This window comes from Bacteroides reticulotermitis JCM 10512 (assembly GCF_000517545.1).
GTDB lineage: Bacteria > Bacteroidota > Bacteroidia > Bacteroidales > Bacteroidaceae > Bacteroides > Bacteroides reticulotermitis.
On the sequence record NZ_BAIV01000002.1, the window covers coordinates 165,200 to 185,239 of the forward strand.

A 20,040-nucleotide genomic window follows, 5' to 3' on the forward strand; every position below is an offset into this window, starting at 1 on the left:
AAAAAACAATTGTATAATTCCAGCGATCTCTCAAGCTAGAATTATACAATTGTTATCTGCTTCAAACGAATAGTTAGAATGTCAGGATAGGACGGAAGTGACGTGCATCATTTAGCTTCCAACCGGCCGTCTGACCGAAGTTGATCCCTAAGGTTCTCAAGCCTACACGGAAGATTTTCCCTGTTGCCGCATCTACCGTACTGGACCAATAGAACTGTTCACCATCCAGGCCGAAGTGAACTGCAGCCTGATCATTGACCAGCGTCTCTATCGATTTTCCAACTGTCAGATATTCCCAATAAGTAACAACCTTATTTTCGACGGTAACCTTTGCATACTCTTCCGAAAGGATCAGGTATTGCTTTACGGCTCCCCAATACCAACCGCTGGTACTAGCCGGAGCTTTTGTAGCCGGATCATTTTCATAATTAATGATCTGCTCCACTACCGGATAATCCGCCAACGTGATAGCGTCCTGTTTGAATACCTCTGTATTTTTGAATCCTGAGATATCCGCTTTCCCTTGTCCCAATGCGGACCCCGGGAGTATTCCCAGGTCTAATGTAACCTCTTGTGACGGGTTCCCGGGATTATCAACCTTCACTTTAAACCTTCCTTCTATTTCTTTCGCTGCAACTACCCATCCGCGAATCTTTTCGAGTTTCTGTTTTCCATTCTTATCGACATAGTTCGCAGGATCATCAGTAGAGGCCTTACCACCATCACTGGCAACCGCAAAGACAATACCAATACAAGGATTCGCCTCATCTTTTATATACGTAGAGAAGTAACTTCCGTCCGCATAGAAGAAGTCGCCAACCTTGGCTTTGACTTCCGTTGCCACGATATCTTGATCGCTTGCTCCCCAATCGGCAACCTCTACATCAAAACTGATTTCAAAGTCATTGTTGGGATCAGGTGATTCCGCCATCATATTACCACTTACCTTGATGTGCTGATTACGCAAAAGAGGAATTATTTGAGGAACAACTACATGCTGGACACCTAAGTCTGTTGTAAAACTCAGGTTGACTTCTCCCAGCTTCTTACCCTCTTCGTTGGCAAATAGATAAGCTGTAAACAACGTACCGTCAGTTTTTAAGGCCGGATTAAAATCGGAGTTCACATAATCTACATCCGTCGCTTCACCAAACGTGCTTCCGGTGTTTACATTAAACTTCATCGAAGCACTATAAGATACGGATAAGCCTTTCAAGAGATTAAACTCTTTCAGATTCTTTTCCAGAACACTTACTTTGGTAAACGGACGGATCAGTTCGATCTCCTGTTGAAACACTTCATTCCCTTTTTTCTGAATCTCTCCTTTATAAAAGAATGCATCACAAGCGTCATTATTCATTAAGCTATGCACGTCTTTCACAGTGACATTCATAAGATTCGACGTATCGTAGTACTTATCCGCATAGCGAGAGGAAGTGTTATCGTCTGTAGCATTAATTGCCACAGCATTCTGATCGATATAATCCACCCACATCAAATAGTCGTATGTGCCGGGCTCTAATGTCAATTCGAATGGGATAGTTGTTTTCCCAGTCACAGGGTCTACCGCTACTTCCGCACGATACACTGGTTTCGCATTCTCTCCTTTTGTCCAAAGCTCAAGGATACCGCGTAGTTTATGCCCATCTATCGTTCGAGTCGGATTTACAGATATGCGTCCCGGAAGAGTTGCAGATATACGCATTTGGTTAACATCCCCACCGGATGTATTGTCGTCGTCGCTGCACGATGTTAGAAACAGTCCCATACAGCAGCAGTATATTAAACCAATCAATATTTTTTTCATATTATCATCTTTTACTTAAAGGTTTATTTTATAATTGTCAACATCGGACGGATAACCCCTTGTGCAGCTTTGGCATCATGTTCTTTCGGTTTAATGGTCGTTCCATCCTTATTAATCTGCACAAGACACGGTCCGGGACCAGTTGCTGTTTGTTTATTCAGACAACTAGTATATACATAATATCCGGCACCGGTATGGGTTGTAAACGCTTCTGCCGCTTTCATCGAGATAGCTTTATCAAAGGCGGCATTCAACGCATCAATCTTATCCACACCCGGATACCCACTTACAGCAGCGACTCCATAACATCCTCCTGCCGCCGCATATAGCTGAGCAATGGAAGGAATATACCATTCGCTGGCATTGTTAATTGTCGGTGCGGTGCTTGTTCTCCATGTCGTCAGTGCTGAAGAGCAGGATAACTCCAATCGGTAGCATGCCCGGCAAACTGAGTCGAATTCAACAGTTCATTCGTCTTGGTATAGCCAGTGAAATTAACCTTATCGGGAGCTATCGGGTCAAAGAGTGCAACTCCTCCATCTACAGTCCCTCCAGTATGTTTGTACAGATAAGGGCGTCCACTTACAGCATGTACACTGTTCTCCAATCCCATACCACTTGTATTGATATTCTTCAAAGCCATTACATACCCCAGAACTTCCTTTCCAGTGGCAGTTTCACCGTAATTGGCAATATCATCTCCGGGTTGTAGCCCTATCGCATATACAATTCCCCAGCATTTACCAACATTTTCTGCCGTCAATTCGGAATCCCATGTACCATCTATAAAGAAGTAATCTCCAACTAACGGATTTCTACCTGGTTCCGGATCCGGGTCCCCGGGGTCTACCGTACCTTCCATTATCAAATTGCCGCTAGCATTTACTTTCTCATTACGCTTGATAACAATACTTCCTGCAGCCACTTCACAATCAATCTTACCTTTCGTTGTAAATGAGAGCATCATATTTCCCAAGGAGGTTCCTCCGGGCGAAGAAGAAGCAAATATATAGTTCGTAAACAATAGTTGAGAAGTATCTCCTGTCTCAAAAGCTTTTTCATGAATCGCATTTATCACCTCGCCTGTCGGTTCGCCGGCAAGCACATTGAAGCCTTTAGGAACTTCATAGACAACTTTCAACTTCTTGAGTTCGCTGAACTTCTCCGTATCTTTCTCCTTCACGATCAGTTTAGAGAATGGGCGAGCCAACTTAAGTTGTTTAGAGATTCCATTCTCTTCCTTCTTCAATTCTAATTGCGCAAAGAATGCGTCACAAAGGTCCGTATCAAAAAGGTTATCAGCCTCGGCATGCTTTATAGACACATTCTGCAGATTGTTTGTATCGTAATAAAGTTCTTCAAAATGCTCATAAGTAACCCCTTCTGAAGTTACAGAAGTGGCAGAAGCATCTCTTTCAATAAAGTCAGCCCACAGCAGACAATTGTAATCTCCTGCTTTCAAATCAAATTCAAAAGGAGGGATACTACCTGCTTCTACTGCAACTTCTTCGCGATGTACCAGCGCAGGAGACATCTCTTTGGTCCAGACTTCAAGGATACAACGCAATTTATGAGTAGCGTCTATGTTAATCTGTGCGCGTGTTGTAGCAGCATCTTCCGGGAAATCCGCAAATATGCATACTCGTTTATTTTCTTCCATGGAGTTCATAACCTCCTCCTTGCTACACGATGTTAGCAGAGTGGTGAAGATTACGGCTATTATTAAGAATAGGTTCTTCATATCTAACAATTCATTTAGTTTCAATTAATTTATTATTCTACAATTCTCACGGCTTATCTCACAGCTCTGGTAGTCTGCACCGGCTTATCAGCACTCTCTTGCACCTGCATCGCTCCACGTACATAGTCATACAATACAGAAGAGTTTTCCTGCTGACGCTGATAAGGAACACCGTTTATGGTTGGAGCCTGATGTCCATAACTAAAGGCAGTCCCTGTCACCTCATTCGTGATAGAAATAGCAGCAGGCCGGTCGGCAGCTAATTCCGCCTTCAGACTCCAGTCACCCATAGTAAAGCTGTTATTAACCTGCCATATATCTTCCATCCGGTTGTCATCTCCCACTTGGATATTGGATAATCGTAAGTATTTTATTTCGCATACTTGGTCCGAAGTTAGCTGTCAGATGCCATTGCTTATCCACCGTAGGATTCACAGTCGGTTCTCCACCGGGGAACCATTGATTAGTCGTTTCGATGGTTGGTGCCTGTTCACTGAATATCTGTGCAACCGAAGTGAACCCACCTTTATCCGGATAAGTAGTAGTCACCTTATTTCCTGCGATGTGGAACTCTACAGGACTATGCAGCAACCACTGCCACGTAACGGCCTCATCAGCACCCAGATCATCATAAATCACCACAATGTTGGGACGAAGCATAAATATATGCCGTTTATAGTTATTCAACGGGGTATTGCCGAAGCCATACACCGGAGTTTGCGTGATTCCCGCAGCCTCAAAAGCGCTTAGCCAAAGTGGATATTCCGATATACCACAATAAGCATTCGAAGCATTTCCCAGGAAATAAGCTAGATTCTCACTATTCAATCCACGCTCTACATTACCGTAGGCTTTGGTTGTATATGGCTGACCGATACCATTGACCAACATCGTATTATGTCCACGGGTATGACGGTACTGCAAGAGGTTATGCTTATCAGAGAAGTTTTGGTAATAACCGGCATTCATGTAAACATAGACTCCTTTGTACAGAAGTTTAAAGCTGTTCTGATCCGCCAGCGTATGGCTACCCGAACCAAACGGGCTGGAACGGAAAGAAAGAGACATATTGCTGCTTCTCTCAGTCATATCAGAGAAGCTACTCCTTCGCCAATATCCTGATACCAAACAAAGTTGTCCATATCTGCTTCATTGAGTTCGGGGCCGCTATAGGTGATGTGCCCTCTTGCTATCCGGTATAGACGCAACCCATAATCATTATAGATCGTATTGCCACATTCGTTTACATACCAAGCGGCATAAGAGTCTCCTATCTCGCGAGCAGCGAAATCGGCAAAAGCAACCCGAACCCTATGAGGAGTTAGTTCAGGGCCACCTATATCTCCAAAGCCGGTAGTTGCCGTTCCCGGTAGCCAGGAATAAACCAAAAACTTACCCACGTTTTGATACCAGGGATGCTTCAAGAAGTCAGTTCCCGTCAGATGAGAAAGTAGCATCGGCATATAATATAAGGTGTACGCGTTTGTATTGAAATAGCCGGTTCCGTTAATCCAAGCACCATCCCGATTAAATCCGGAAGCCGGTGCACGTGCAGTCCAAAGCTCATAGAAATACTCCAAAGCATTCATTGCCTCCTCCGACTTCTCGCAATAGACAAATGCGCCCTGTGTTAAGGCTCTCAATACAATTTGCCAAGTGTGATTATCAAAAATATGATTCTCCTGCGTTCCTCTGTATGAATTATAATAATGTACCAAAATACGAGTCATCACATTCTCAATCGCTAACTTCTCACTTCCATCCAAGCTCTCCTGACAAGCATCATAAATCGTACTCAATATTTTGATTACAGATGCCGAATAAAAGTTTTCAGCAAACAGCTGCTTATCTTGCACATTGTAAGCTATTAGTTTGCGCCCGAACTCCAACATCTTATCATGATACTTTTGTTCCTTGGTCAGCAAATAAGCTGTATACAAATAATCGAAAACATAAATATCCAGTGTACTGGCATCGTCATAAGGATTAGCAGTCGTAAAGACGTGATTCATAGCAGAGTTAGTACGAGCAATCAACTCTCTATACTCCCGATGGCTGTTATCAATGGGACTCACTTTCTTAATATCTTCATCCAAGAAACAGTGTATGCGTGGATATACAGTCGGAATATTTTGTTGGAATACAGCGAACTCCGGAGTTACAAATACCGGTTCCTTGCCGGTTACCGTAAATTTATTAACTTCACTCCAAGCACCAACTCTATCATTCCGATCGATATTCCGAAAGCGCCAATACCACTCTCCTACCGCCAGTTCTTTATGCGTGTTATACATATTCCAAGCTAATTTACCGGAATGGAAAGTTCCTTGCTCCGGAAAGCTAGCGTCTTGCGACAGTTCAAATTCCAGCGACTCATCTACCGCACGTGCTGTCTTCGGTACAATCAAAGGAACAGGATTCAGGTAAAGCTCATGCTCTTCACGCGGATAAGGTTTATCCCGTTCATTCGGATGCACCCGTTCTACCGTTTCGTCACCTGTCAGGTTCTCAAAAAAGATCTCATTATCGTCATTACAGCCCGTCATCAATAAGCAGAACGAGGCAAATAGTATTCTATACAAAAACTTTGTACTCATATCTTTTCTATTTATACATTGTTATTACCAACCGGGATTCTGTCCGAGATCCGGGTTCATATATACCTCATTTTGCGGATAAGGGAACAGATACATTTTATCATCCCAAAACAGCTTATTCACCAGAACTCTTTCATACGAAAACGAGTCACCAGCTTTGGTTATCTTCACTCCGTAGATGTTCCGAACCTCTTCTTTACCGGCAATCTTCCAACGACGAATATCATAAAAACGATGCCCTTCAAAAGCCAATTCGATCCGACGTTCATTCCGTACTTTTTCCGTAAAAGCTTCACCTGTTTCATCCACATGCTTCATCGTAGCACAATCGCGAACCATATTCAATGCTGCACGTGCCGTAACCGTACACTGGTCTTCCGTAGCATCCGGCCCTTTCCATTCGTTCATCGCTTCCGCATAATTCAACAGTATTTCCGCATACCGGAACAGGATATAATGATGCTCCAGTTTGTTCGGTCTCACCGGATCAAGCGATACGGAAGGATTCATATACTTACGTAAATAATAGCCGGTTGGCGTAGAACCATCTAGGATCTTATGTTTACCACCTTCATAGGTTTCCACCTTCTGCTTCAACCACGTTGTTCCGTTGGTCAATACATTATAATACAAACGCGGATCACGGGTTTGTTCTCCACTCGCATCATAATACATATTAGTGATGTGCGATGTGTTATCCCAACTGAAAGGAGTTCCGTCTTTCAATTCGTATGCGTCTACCAGATTCTGGGTCGGTGTGTTTCCTCCTGTCGCACCTTCATACCCCATGGGTTGGTTGCGCGCTTCGAATGAACTTTCTTTGGTTGCATTCCGACGTTCAAAGATCAATTGCTTAGATTCCAGGACCTTATTACCTCCCAAGTTGGAATATAACGGATCGACAGTCACCTTGGGCAGTTCATACACATTCATTTCAATAACCTCATAGGCAGCTTTTGCCGCCTTTTCCCATTTAGTAAGATCCTTACCCGGGTTATGCAATTCACTGGCAGCATATAGCAAAGCTCTTGATTTTAACGCCAGTGCAGCTCCACGGGTAACCCGCCCAGTCTCCTTCCAGAAGTCGTTTTGATTGACGGGCAATTCCGCTGCTACCTCGGTACATTCATTGGCAATAAAGTCAATGACTTCGGCAAACGACGTTTTCTTTACCGAATTTATTTCATCCTGTTCATAAGTGCGCGTCAATAAAGGAATATCTCCATACCGCTTCGCCAATTCAAACAGGTAGAAGGCACGTAGGAAACGTACTTCATAAGGGAACTTCGACGATTTGCCTATCATTTCATCGTAGTTCTCATTATACTCAAAACGTTTCAATACCTCCGGATCGAAGTTTTCGAGAAACGAGTTTGCGCTACGGATACCGTCCCAGAAGTTCCATCCGCTGTCCACCAGCCGCAGCGAACTCCAAGTACCGTTATTGATATAATAAATATTATTATTCTCCCATGTATAAACCGAGTTATCGGTAGCCGACTCCATCATGGCATCATTCACCCTTCCGAAGTCTACAGGCAGAAACGTATAAACATAGGACACCAATTGATTCATATTATCAAAATAGGCATAAGCCTCTTCCTTTGTTTTTCCGGCAGTTTCGTCATAACCCAGATAATCGCATCCGTTCAACGAAACCAGCATACAGACTACTGTTATATATATTTTTATGCTTCGCATGACTTTTCTTATTTAAAAATTAATATTCACTCCCAGATATAAAGAGAATAAATCAGGATATCCCATAGAGACACTTTCGCAATTGAAGTATTTGATTTTATCTATCGAGAATACATTCTGCGCTTTCGCATAAACCTGCAATTTATCCATCTTCATTTTTTTCGACCACTTCTGCGGTAGTGTATAATGCACATTCAGGTTGCGCAGTTTCAAGAAAGAACCATCTTCCATCCATTGCGTACTAGTCTGATAATTATTATCATTCGAGAGAGTAGACAAACGAGGAACATTCGCAATATCTTTCGTAGCCTCTGTCCAACGGATCTTATCTTTCAAGTACCAAGTCGAGATATTGGATTTACCATGACGCAGCGGTTGATGCACATTCGCCACATTCAATAACTTAGTCAATCCGGTAACGGCATTAAACACCATATCTACACCAAACCCTTTATACTCAAAACCGAAATTCAAGCCAAAGATCATTTCAGGTACAGTAGTCGATTTACCAATAGCTACGCGATCCTCACCATCAATTCTGCCGTCGTTATTCTGATCCTTATACTTCACATCTCCGGGACGTACCACAGAGAAAGTCTGTTCAGGGCTTCTGGCAATATCAGCTTCATCATTAAAATAGCCGATAGCTTCCAGACCGAATAATTGTCCGACTTTATGTCCCTTGGTATACAAATAGGAATAAGGTTGATAAGCCTGTCCATTCTCGAGCACCTTGCTATCATTCCAAGCCCAGTTGCCATTCACATAATAACTAAAATCTTTATGTTGCTGGCTCCATCCTAAACTTAGTTCGAGTCCACGACTCTCTACTTTACCAATATTCTCCTGAGCGGAGCTGATTCCCAGCATTCCCGATATTTTGTTATTGGCAACCAATATGTTGCTGCGGCGATCATAATAATAATCAACCGAAGCTGTTAAGTTCTTCCACAAGCGAACATCTACTCCCACATCAAATTTATCGGCCGTTTCCAATTCCAACTGACGCATTGGCAATTTCTGTTCTTTTAGTCCGTTAACAGTGGTCATACCATCACCGAAAGGATAGTTACCGGAACCAACCCAGAAATAGTTACTTAACCCATAAGCCAACCCATCGGTTGCCGAGCGTCCCCATGATGCACGTAACTTAAGCAGATCTAAATTAGTCGCATTTTGTAAGAAAGCCTCATTCGACAGATTCCAACCAGCCGATACAGCCGGATAAAAGCGGAACTTATCGCCTTTCAACAATACGCTGGTTCCGTAGTAATTTCCAACCACATCCACCATATAGCGATTCGCATAATTATAGCCTACAATTCCCATCACATTCTGACGGTAATAAGACGCATTCCGTTCCAATGGTTCTTCCATTTCCTGGCGATACACAACAGAAGCTCCCACTTGATGATTTTGGAACGCGCGGTCATAATTCACTTTAGCTTCCACGCTGGCACGAATAAACTGAGCGCTCAGTTTAGAAGATGTAACCTGCATGGTCGTATTGGTACCATATGTTTCACTGACCGGAAGTCCATTTTGTCCCAGATACCCTACTTCATACAAATACGTCTTTGAACCTATATCTTGATAGGTAGCCGAGTTATCATAAGCCACAGCGATATCGGCACTCAGCCCCTTCAAGAACATAGAGAAGTCTTGCGTGATCCTCATGTCTGCATTTAACAGACGACGATTCTCTTGCACATACCCTACGTCAGCAATAGCAGCAAGTGGATTCATCTGAAAGATGGTATTACTTCCCCAGTTGTTATTCAGCGTTTTGATAGGAAAAGCTGCTGCCGGTACATTGTAGAAGTTCTGAAATAGCGTATTGATTGCCGTATTCGGTCTTTTATCTTCTCCAATAATTCCGTATAAGCCAAACTTCATCTTGGTACTGGAAGTAATATCCACATCCAGGTTCATACGCAGATTCAATTCATAATTCCGGATTTGAGAATTGTAACGTTCAGAATAATGCGTATAGTCTTCATTCAGCAAGCCGAATTCATTCTTATAATCCAACAGGGCCATATAGCGTACTCGTTTTCCACCACCACGCATCATCAGATTAGCCTGATTGTTTTGGCTGAAGTTACGCGTACCTTCTTTAAACCAGTCAACGTTTGGATAATAAGCCGGATTCATTCCGGTTTTGAATTGATCTAATTGCTTAGCTGTATACTGCAAAGGCAGACCATCATAATGCAATGCTTCGTTTTGCGCCATAGCGTACGTATAAGCATCTGCCATTTCCGGTTTATTAATCGGGAAATTAAAACCATGCCTGTAGTTCACATCGATATCGAACGAGTTGTATATGCCTCGTTTGGTATTAATCAAGATAACACCATCGGCAGCTCTGGCTCCCCATAACGCGGTAGAAGCACCGTCTTTCAATACTTGTACAGACTCTATCTCCTCCAAGGTCATATTGGTAATTCCTCGTGGAAAACCATCGACCAAGACCAAAGGTGCACCGGTGTTCAAGCCACCGCGTCCACGTATATTCAGACTCGCGTTATTACGCCATCCGGTGTTCTGACTCAAATGCAAGCCGGGTGTCAAACCGAAGAAAGCATTATTCACCCGGTTAGTCGAAGTCGCATTCTTTGCCAATAGATCGGCATATATAGCAGCGACGGACTGTGTTTGTGTCTCCTCGGTACGCTTCACGAACCCTAAATCGACGATAGCATCCTGTTTGGAATCAAGTGTGAAAGCTAATGAATTTCCACTCACCTTTACCCGTTTCAAGATTATATCCGCATAATTGAGTTCAATATAATCACCTTCTTCCACTTCCAAAGAGAATAGTCCGTTGTCATCTGTGGTACTATTATACCGGAACTCTCCGACTTTGGACACTCTCACTCCGGAGAGTGGTTTACCGGAACTATCCTTCACGACTCCGTCCACCTTCTGTTGCGCCATCACGCCCAATGAAAAAGTGAAGATTAGTCCTATTGTATATAGAATTTTATTCATAATCGTTTTCTTTATTCATTATTGCTTATTACCAACCGGGATTCTGAATTAATCCGTATTTTTTATTAATCTCCCTTGTAGTGAACGGCATCAGATACCAATGATCTCTCCATAGATACTTAATGTCATCACGCACGCTAACTGTATGTACAAAAGCACTACCAACTTGTGTTGTTTCGAGCATTTCCATCGGACGTGCTCCCCATGCTTCGCCTTTCTTATACCGGATCATATCAAAATAACGAATCTCTTCCTGCCCGAATTCACGAGCGCGTTCATCCATTAAATAGTTCCACAGCGCATCAGCTACCGGTACGTCAGCCACATTCACGGCTGGCAATCCGGCACGCGTATGCACCATATTCAGATAATCATAAGCTGTATTTCCAAACTCATCAGCCTGAGTTGCCATTCCCAATTGATTCATTACCTCCGCTACACTTAAATAGATTTCCGGAATACGAATCAGCGGACAAGAGTATGGCTTGTTATTCATCTCGTTGTGCTTGTCGCGTATGAATTTGCGGAATCCATATCCATATTGAGTCTTCTGTCTTACGCTACTTCCAGCTCCAGCCCCTTCGCGACCACCGTTGTACACTTCCGCTTTTCGTCCTTGCCATTTATCGCCATTCACGAGCAATGTTTCATACAACCGTGCATCACGAGTCGGCTTCCCGTTGGTATCGAAGAACGGATTTTCACGGTGTTCCGGATTGTTCCAATCAAATGTCGAACCGTCTTTCCACTGGAACATGTCTGCATAACTACCGCGCGGAGCACCATAGCCATCTTCATACATGCGGAAAGGTTTAATACCTCTATTATAAGTACCCCAGCGGAAAGAAGCCTGAATAACTTCCCGATTACCTTTTACAAAATAACCGGAAACATAATCGTCCTGTGGGTTTCCTGTATTTTCAATCCGATAATAATCACCGTTTTGTTTATTCAAGCGTAGAAATTCCCTTCCGGCATTCAATGCATGCGTCCATCTGTCTTGTTGATAGTTACCGTACCAAGTCAAATGTTCGTCAGCCGCCTGCCCCGCTAAATAAGGATCGGCATTATTAAATAAAGGACTGGCAGCGAATAGCAACAACCGGAATTTCAATGCTTTGGCAGTAGCAGCAGTCACATGTCCATATTCATCATCCGTTGTATACCAAGGTAAATCGGCAGCAGCCTCATCAAGCAATGCTACCGTGCGATTGACTGTCTCTTCGAGTGTTATCCGTGGGAATTCAAAAACTTCATCTGCTTTATAAGCATGATCGATCCAAGGTACTGCACCAAAGAAACGGATCATTTGCGTATAGTGGAGACCGATAACTACTTTAGCTTCCGCTTTCCGAATGCGTTTTTCGTCACTCGTCATATCGGGCACTTTATCTACATTCTCGATATACACATAAGCCTTCCGAATGCCATAAGTTGGGTCGCCCACCACTTCTTTATGCGATAACTGATAAGGGAAATTAGTTGTTCCACTGGATGCCGTGGCAGAGCCGTGAACCCAGGAAAGTCGGTACGAATATCCGATATCGGAATATGTATCCAATATTAACGCCCCGGGGGTATATCCATTCAAGGACGGCATAAAGTCCGGCAAACTTTTATAGAACTGATTGAGTGCCTGATCCGCATATTTCTTCTGTGAAAAGACGCTATCAATAGACATTTTGTCGCTATTCGGCTCTTCCAGAAAACTTTCTCCAAACTTTAGATCCTCACATCCCAGTGTGATACCTGCCAATAACCCTACAGCTATTATTTTTTCTATTGTTTTCATATTTTCGATTGATACGTTAAAAGGTTACATTTACTCCTAAACTGAAAATCTTCATAATCGGATAGGTATTGTTGTCACGGGTAAGTTCACCTTCCGGATCGAATATTTTAAGTTTGTCGAATGTCAACAGGTTATATCCTGTAAACTGCACAGCTAGCTTCGAAGCTCCGATAGCCTTCAGAACATTCGGTTGGTAATGTTATACCCAATTGTTAGGTTCTTCAACTTGAGATACGAGGCATCCCTCAACCACACGCGCGACATACCAACGTTATTCGCATTGGATATAGACAACCGCGGAAATTCCGCTGTAGCCGCTGTAGCCTCCGACCAACGTCCGTCTGCCATATATTGATAGAGCACCTGACTCTGATAGAACGGACGCATATAGGCATCCCTCATATATATATCACAACCGGCAACACCAGTCCAACTCATCGATGCGAAAAAGCCTTTATACTCTCCACCATAATTCAGCCCAAATGTATACGCCGGACGTTTAGGGTTTCCGATTCTGGTTTGGTCATCTTCATTCAACACATTGTCATTGTTTAAATCCGCATACTTCACATCACCGGGATAAACCGTAGCTTTAGGCTGAGGTAAAGTTTCTTTCAACACACCACCGGCATCAAAGTCGTCTTGGGTATAAAATCCTAATGCAACATATCCGAAACGAGCTCCTACTTCATGACCTGTCTGCCACATATACGATTCGTTCGGTTCTACCTCATCCTGATAGATTATTTTATTCTTCGAATAAGACACGTTTGCATTTATATAGTACGAAAAGTCTTTAATACGATCGTTCCACTTTAAATCTATTTCATATCCATGATTGTTCACCTTACCCAGATTGACAACAGGCAACAAATCGTTACCCAATGAGATCAAAGAAGGCAGTGTAGTACGCTGAATCAAAATATCCCGGCGATTTTCACGGAAATAGTCGACAGTTAGTTTCAATCGGTCTTCAAAGAAGTAGGCATCAATTCCATAATTCTGTTTTAAAGCCGTTTCCCACGTAACGCTCGGATTTCCTAAGCGAGTTTCCCGGGCAGCTGCCTGGTATGCCGTGTTTGTCAGACCGAATATATAGCCATTCAGATCATTATAGGAACCTTCTAGCGGGTCGAAATCATTTACAGAGTAAGCGTCCGGCAAATAGAGGAAACGATGTTGCTCCATATTGTCATTTTCCACCAGCCCAACAGAAGCACGCAGCTTCATATAAGTCAAGTATTTGTTTTTAGGGAAATAAGACTCCTCCGTTAAGATATACCCTACCGACCCGGCGGGGAAAGTTCCAAAACGTTTATCCGGTGTAAAGTTCTCGGAACCATTGTGTCCGATGTTAAACTCTGCCAAATACTTCGTCTTATAGTCGTAAGTCAGACGGCCGACAAAACCGACATAAGCCTCAGGTACTTCCGGAAAAGTTGATGGATAATATTTTTTACTTTGATTATACAGGAACAAGGCACCCACATTATGATTCCCAAATCCCCGATTATAACGAACACTTCCTTCCAGATACCAGTCACGTCCACGTGAACGTTTTCCATCGCCATACGTTTTCATCATATCCTGTCCGCTTATCCGATAAACCACCGTTTTATCGAATCCGGGATCACCTATGTTAAGTTTAGAATTGTCGACTTCGGACTTATAGAAAGGAGTATAAGTTTCTACATTCCCATTTACTTGTTTGATGTAAGAGTAGTCCGTATTGTATGCACCTTTAATATCAACCGAAAGCCCCTTGGTAATAAAATCTAATTTCTGCGTCAGATTCAAGTCAAAATTCATATTATTAGACAGCTGTCTCCGATAGCCTGAACCATAGTATCGATCAAAAACATTGTTTTCCATATTGAGACCGTTATAACGTCCGTACTGATGGATTACCTTTTTCCCATCTACCACACCCGGAGAAGCAAATGGATGTGACCAAGTAAAGTGTCTCCAGACATCGGCTACCGGTTCACGTTTATTACCAACAATACCTCCCATATTAAACTTCAATGTAGTTGTACGGGTCAGATTCACATCTAGATTTGCCCGATAATTATAACGAGAGTATCCATAGTTATTATTGTAGTCCAATCCATCCAACTTCTTAAACAAACCATCCTGATGCAAAAAGCCTAAGGACACAAAATAGCGTACATCCTTTGTACCTCCGGAGATATTCACGTTATGCTGTGTCTGAACAGCCGCATTTTTTGTCAGGTAGTCATACCAGTTTACATTCGGATGCATAATAGGATCATCCCCCAGTCGGAAACGTTCCAGATCATAAGCAGAAAAAGCGAAATCCTTCTCATGGACAACGCCATCATTGCGTTGTGCTTCATTAAACAGTGAAGCGGCCGTATAGCTATCGGCTATCTCTAAGATACGGGTGGGCATCTGCACACCTACTGAAGAGCTAACTGAAACCCTCGTTTTACCTTCTTCTCCGCGACGAGTCGTTACCAAGATAACGCCGTTAGCTCCCCGCACACCAAAAACAGCGGTTGCGGAAGCATCTTTCAGCACGTTAATAGATTCGATCTCGTTAGGGTCCATTTGGAAGAAAGAGCGTTCTACTCCATCTACTAATATAAGAGGACTAGCCCCTCCTTCTGTCAGCGAACCAACTCCACGAACAAATATTTTCGCATCATCAGCTCCCGGTTGTCCGCTTGCCTGCATAGAAGATACACCCGGTAACTGTCCGGCCAATGAGTTGGCGACACTACCACTTGGTGATTTCAACAACGCAGCTGTACCCACACTTGAAATAGCACCGGTTAATGTAGCCTTTTTCTGTACGCCATAAGCAACCACTGTTACTTCTTCCAGGCTTTGTACATCTTCCAGCAGATTCACATTGATCGTTTTCCGATTATTAACCTTCACCTCTTGCGTCTGATAGCCAATCGAAGAGACTACTAAAATGGCATTCGTATTGGGTACGGTAATTGTATAGCGTCCGTCAAAGTCTGTAATAACTCCAAGCGAAGCATTTTTAACCTGTACCGTAGCCCCAATAATCGGTTCACCACTACCATCAATTACCACCCCACCAATTTGAATGCCTTTGGTCTGCTGGCTTCCATAATTAGCCGGCATCGCATTAGCTGAACTAGCCAAAACGTCGGCACCGGTAGCATAGCACAGACCTCCTCCCCATAGGGAAGATTGAATGCACATAATCACCAATGCTGTTTTGCGTGTGTTCCAACCTAAAAGTTTGTTTTTCATATTTAATTCAATTTTGATTAACTATAAAATTATCACTATGGCAAAATTAGATCGGTTTTCTCATTTCGAGTTCTGAATTCATCCAACACAATGCTCAACATCCATTAAATCAATGCAGTTTTCATTCAATCCTCTTTCGTTTTTGTCCAAACTACAGTAATATCAATGATTTAGGTGGGAAAACGAAGGAATGATTTCAAAAGTCTCACAGCTCTTTTTCAATGAATAAAAGCCTGTGAAACACTCCGTATTGATGCTCGTTCTAAAGAGAGACATCCAAACAAATAGTGTTTTAGATCCAAACAATTCTTCTTTTACATGCAAACAAGCATTCTTTTGAGTCATAAGATACCTTATATATTCGGGCCCGTTCAAACGATCGATCAACTCCATAATACGGGATGACTGATGCACCTCGAAAGCCTTTTATTGCCACAATAGATAATATCAAAAGGGCTTCGAACAATATCAAAAGCTTCTTATCTGTTTTCAAATAAAGTAAGAACGATCGGGAAACACGACTCCGATGAAAAGCCTGTATGTTTGCTACAGATTCTTAACCTACGAAAAACGAAGTTACAATAGAAAAGCCGATAAGCAAGTCCCCCCTAAAAGCCTTGCTTACCGGCTTTCCCTAATTATCTGTAAAAGTATGGGGAGTACACATAAATATTCGTTAATCTATACAAGAAGAAGAGGATGTTTATTACTTCCCTTAACTGAAATCAGTCTAAAACCAAGAGAGAGCTTGCATCTATAAACGATTTAACCGGTAAAACATGAAAATTAAGCGAGTTACAGAATGATACAACACTCTCATGTCATAATCACTTTTTGCCATAAACAACTGATTGACAAATGAATACAATGCGCCTACTTTTCTTCGACTGATCTATTCAATAGAATATACCGATTTCCAAAGGCTGTGTACTTGGCTTAAATATCCCATTAGAATAACAGTAAACAACCAGTAAAAAGCATTTTTTGCCCTTATATTTCCTGTTCCACATCATGTGGAACAGCTGACTCACATATTGTGGAACAAGTGTTGCACATAATGTGGAACAGCCGTCGCACAATTGTGCGACAGGAAATAGAAGGAAATAAACCTGACAAAACGCAGCTTAAATCCACGAATAGTTAGGCACGATACAGTACTTTAAAAGGCCTGTATCGTGTATTGAAGATTCTATTTTTTGAGGAAATAAACAATAGCTATCGCTCATCGGAATAAAATGCTCAAAAAAAAGAAGACGCAAAATAAGCGACTGATATACTGAACGATATGCAAAAAAGTGACTAAGTCATAAGACCGATGCATCATTGTGCAAAGTGCTTCTATCGACCCTTGAATAAGCGCAAAAGATTTATAATAAACTCGAGTAACGTTTATAATAGATGATCATGCAATCTATTATAAACATGAACCGAGTTTATTATAAATAGAAAAAAGGGAGGGTACGACTTACATAATTCATGTACTATTTGATCCTCGGAACAGCACCTGTAGCTTGCGGTTCACGATCCAACATTTCGCGAACAACCCACTCACCATCTACCTGATCGTAAAGTAAAGAAGAACCTTTTTCACGCTGTAAGTCTGCACCTTTGACCTGTGGATTCTCATTGCCAAAGCTAAAGAGCACATCATTCTGAGAGTTGCGGATGAGTATATCCGCCGGTTTAGCCGTATCTAGTTCGGCTGTTATTTCCCAAGGACCTACATGAAAACGATTTCCCTTACGTATAAGCTCTTTAGCAAGGGTTCCATCAGGTTGAATCCGAATGACAGTCAGAATACGGTTGGCAACACTCTTTTCAAAAGTTGCAGTCATATGCCATTGATTGGGGTAACTTCTACCCTTTCTGTATTTCTGTGGGTCGGGTGGAGATACAAACTGGTCCGTCTGTGTAATTGTACACTTCGAGTTACTAAACAACTGGGCTATCGATGAAAACTGTTTCTCCGGGTAAGTAGTCGTCAGAAGATTCTCTTTGGGATGAATCGTAAACTGCACCGGGCTATGCAACAGCCAATCCCAGCGCACCGGTTTATCTGCTTCCAACTCATCATAAACTACAACGATATCAGGATGTAAGAGGAAAAGATGTCGACGGTATTTTTTCAAAGGAGTTTCTCCGAACCCATTTTCTACGGATTGCTCTACTTTAGAAGCCTTGAAGTTCTTTATCCACATCGGATACTCACTGATTCCGCTATATGCATTGGAAGCATCGCCCAAACAATAGGATATATGCTGTCCATTAAGCATGCGCACCAATTTACCATATCCTTTTGTAGAAAAAGGTTGTCCGATCCCGTCGACCAGCATTGTGTTATGCGCCCGGGTATGGCGATAAGACAAAAGATTATGCGGATCATAGAAATTGAGATAGTAACCAGTGGAACGATAAACAGGTATACCGCGGAAGTGAAGATTAAAGCTGTTCTGATCCGATAGCGTATGGCTACCCGAACCAAATGAGCTGGAACGGAAACTGAGGAAAAGGTTTTCCGGATGATTCGGCAAATTACTATGCGCCGCCATCTCACCTAAATCTTCAAACCAAATAGCTTTCGGAGCATTCACGGGTAGAGGCTGATCCGCAGGATAAGTCTTATCCGACTTACCTATGCGATAAAGACGCATATCAAAGTCTTCCGCAGCATTATTGTTTTCGTTGCAATACCAGATAGCATACGGATCGGCGGTTTCGCGCGCGATATAATCCGCCAAAGCTACTCGTTGCCGTGGAGGAGTAGAAGAGCTTTCATTTCCATCACCAAACCCTGCACTCATCGAGCTAGGCGGCCAAGCATAAACCAATGCCTTTCCCAGATTCTGGTAGTAAGGATGTTGTAAGAAATCAGTACCGGTCATGTAAGACATTAACTCAGGCACATACCACAGGCTTTTCACATTCGCATTAAAGTATCCATGCCCATTGTGCCATTCACCATCCCGATTGAATCCGGAGGCCGGAGCACGGGTAGCCCAAAGCTCGTAACAATACTCCAACATCTCTTCGGCCAGCGCATTGGTATCGGCAAACATTAGCCCGACTTGCAGCATCTCCCGAAAAGCTCTTTGCCAGTAGTGGTTATCGAAAATATGATTCTCCTCCATGCCTTTGCGCTGTATATTATGATGATATTTGGCTATCCGGAATATACTCTTTTCCAGTTGCATCCGTTCATCAGCAGTTAGTTGGCTATAGCAAACATCATATACATGCGTAAACAGAAACAAGACATCTCCACAATAAAAATCATTCGTCAACTTCTCATCAGGAGTAGATGTTAGCAAGGCACGCACATAAGCCAACATTTTATTCGCATAGATCTTTTCGCCGGTTCCGCGGTAAGCTGTATAAAGTAGGTTTGCCATTTGTCCCATCTTCCCCGCTACTTCATACGGACGAGGATTCGTTTCATAATCAGTTTTCATTGCTGTTTCTGCCCTATTTATCAAATCTTTGTATTCAGGGTGCTCTTTAATTGTCGCAGGAGCTTTTCTCAGCCCTTCTTCCATAAAACAATACATACGCGGATATCCATTGGGAAGATTCTTTCTAAAGTCCTCATAGGGGGGAGTCACAAACTGAGGAATCTCATCGGTTACCGAAAAGCTATACGTATCACTCCAAGCTAATTCAGTCCCACTTTCACTGATCGACCGGAAACGCCAATACCAGGTTCCTGACGCCAATATTCGATGGGGGCTAAACATACACCAAGGAACAGGTTTGGACTGAATAGTTGCACTTGCCGGAAAATTGGAATCTTGTGATAAAGCAAACTGCAAGAAGTCGGCTTTTCTCATGCCCACGGGAACCAATAAAGGAGCGGGATTGATGTAAATGGTATGTTCTTGTTGTGGATAAGGAGTAACCCGCACATTCTCATGCACCTGTGTTAGAGAAGTTTTCTGTGCCTGCAATCCGAAAGGAAATAATGCCGCCACACATAGAGCTACGATCGTTCGTTGAAAGAAATGTTGTCGTTTCATGATATTGTCTTTTAAGATAGTATATGGGACAAATGTAGTTCCTTATTCCACCTCCCGGTTTTAGTTCTGTCCATATTACTTTCGGTTTTATGTAAAACTGATAGTAATATGGACAAATTCAAAAGCCTACCAACCCTAATAAACGTACA

General features: G+C 42.6%; 12 protein-coding genes. All 12 read right to left on the bottom strand.

From position 1 onward, the window contains the following. Positions 1-73 precede the first annotated feature (73 nt). The 12 genes from JCM10512_RS01655 to JCM10512_RS01695 all read right to left on the bottom strand — a co-directional run bounded on the left by JCM10512_RS01655 (position 74) and on the right by JCM10512_RS01695 (position 19,891). Positions 74-1,807 (bottom strand): DUF6562 domain-containing protein, encoded by a 1,734-nt coding sequence (locus tag JCM10512_RS01655; protein ID WP_148298224.1) that lies wholly within the window; start codon positions 1,805-1,807, stop codon positions 74-76. 23 nt (positions 1,808-1,830) lie between these two features. Next, on the bottom strand, positions 1,831-2,235 hold the full coding sequence (locus tag JCM10512_RS01660; RefSeq protein ID WP_044159784.1) for a hypothetical protein: 405 nt from the start codon (positions 2,233-2,235) through the stop codon (positions 1,831-1,833). Continuing rightward, positions 2,208-3,548, bottom strand: a complete 1,341-nt coding sequence (locus tag JCM10512_RS01665) for a DUF6562 domain-containing protein (protein ID WP_044159786.1) — start codon at positions 3,546-3,548, stop codon at positions 2,208-2,210. The genes JCM10512_RS01660 and JCM10512_RS01665 overlap by 28 nt, the downstream gene beginning before the upstream one ends. 53 nt (positions 3,549-3,601) lie before the next feature. Further along, entirely contained in the window at positions 3,602-3,874 is a 273-nt protein-coding gene (locus JCM10512_RS23285; RefSeq protein ID WP_244436817.1) for a hypothetical protein, read from the bottom strand. A gap of 7 nt (positions 3,875-3,881) precedes the next feature. Beyond that, entirely contained in the window at positions 3,882-4,637 is a 756-nt protein-coding gene (locus JCM10512_RS23290; protein WP_244436819.1) for a heparinase II/III domain-containing protein, read from the bottom strand. Then, positions 4,634-6,145, bottom strand: coding sequence for a DUF4962 domain-containing protein (locus JCM10512_RS23295; protein ID WP_244436822.1), 1,512 nt, complete (start codon positions 6,143-6,145; stop codon positions 4,634-4,636). The genes JCM10512_RS23290 and JCM10512_RS23295 overlap by 4 nt, the downstream gene beginning before the upstream one ends. A 24-nt stretch (positions 6,146-6,169) precedes the next feature. Further along, a complete protein-coding gene (locus JCM10512_RS01675; RefSeq protein ID WP_044159788.1) occupies positions 6,170-7,846 on the bottom strand; it encodes a RagB/SusD family nutrient uptake outer membrane protein in 1,677 nt (558 codons plus the stop codon). 12 nt (positions 7,847-7,858) lie between these two features. Then, the gene (locus tag JCM10512_RS01680; protein WP_052517069.1) at positions 7,859-10,840 is read right to left on the bottom strand and encodes a SusC/RagA family TonB-linked outer membrane protein; all 2,982 of its coding nucleotides are present in this window, start codon (positions 10,838-10,840) and stop codon (positions 7,859-7,861) included. Positions 10,841-10,868: 28 nt separating this feature from the next. Beyond that, positions 10,869-12,632 (bottom strand): RagB/SusD family nutrient uptake outer membrane protein, encoded by a 1,764-nt coding sequence (locus JCM10512_RS01685; RefSeq protein WP_044159790.1) that lies wholly within the window; start codon positions 12,630-12,632, stop codon positions 10,869-10,871. 16 nt (positions 12,633-12,648) lie between these two features. Beyond that, positions 12,649-12,783 carry a hypothetical protein gene (locus tag JCM10512_RS25010; protein WP_439644350.1) on the bottom strand — a complete coding sequence of 45 codons (135 nt, stop codon included), beginning with the start codon at positions 12,781-12,783 and terminating at the stop codon, positions 12,649-12,651. A gap of 26 nt (positions 12,784-12,809) precedes the next feature. Then, entirely contained in the window at positions 12,810-15,881 is a 3,072-nt protein-coding gene (locus tag JCM10512_RS01690) for a SusC/RagA family TonB-linked outer membrane protein (RefSeq protein ID WP_439644351.1), read from the bottom strand. A 1,481-nt stretch (positions 15,882-17,362) separates the two neighbouring features. Beyond that, positions 17,363-19,891 (bottom strand): DUF4962 domain-containing protein, encoded by a 2,529-nt coding sequence (locus JCM10512_RS01695; RefSeq protein ID WP_044159793.1) that lies wholly within the window; start codon positions 19,889-19,891, stop codon positions 17,363-17,365. Positions 19,892-20,040 lie beyond the last annotated feature (149 nt).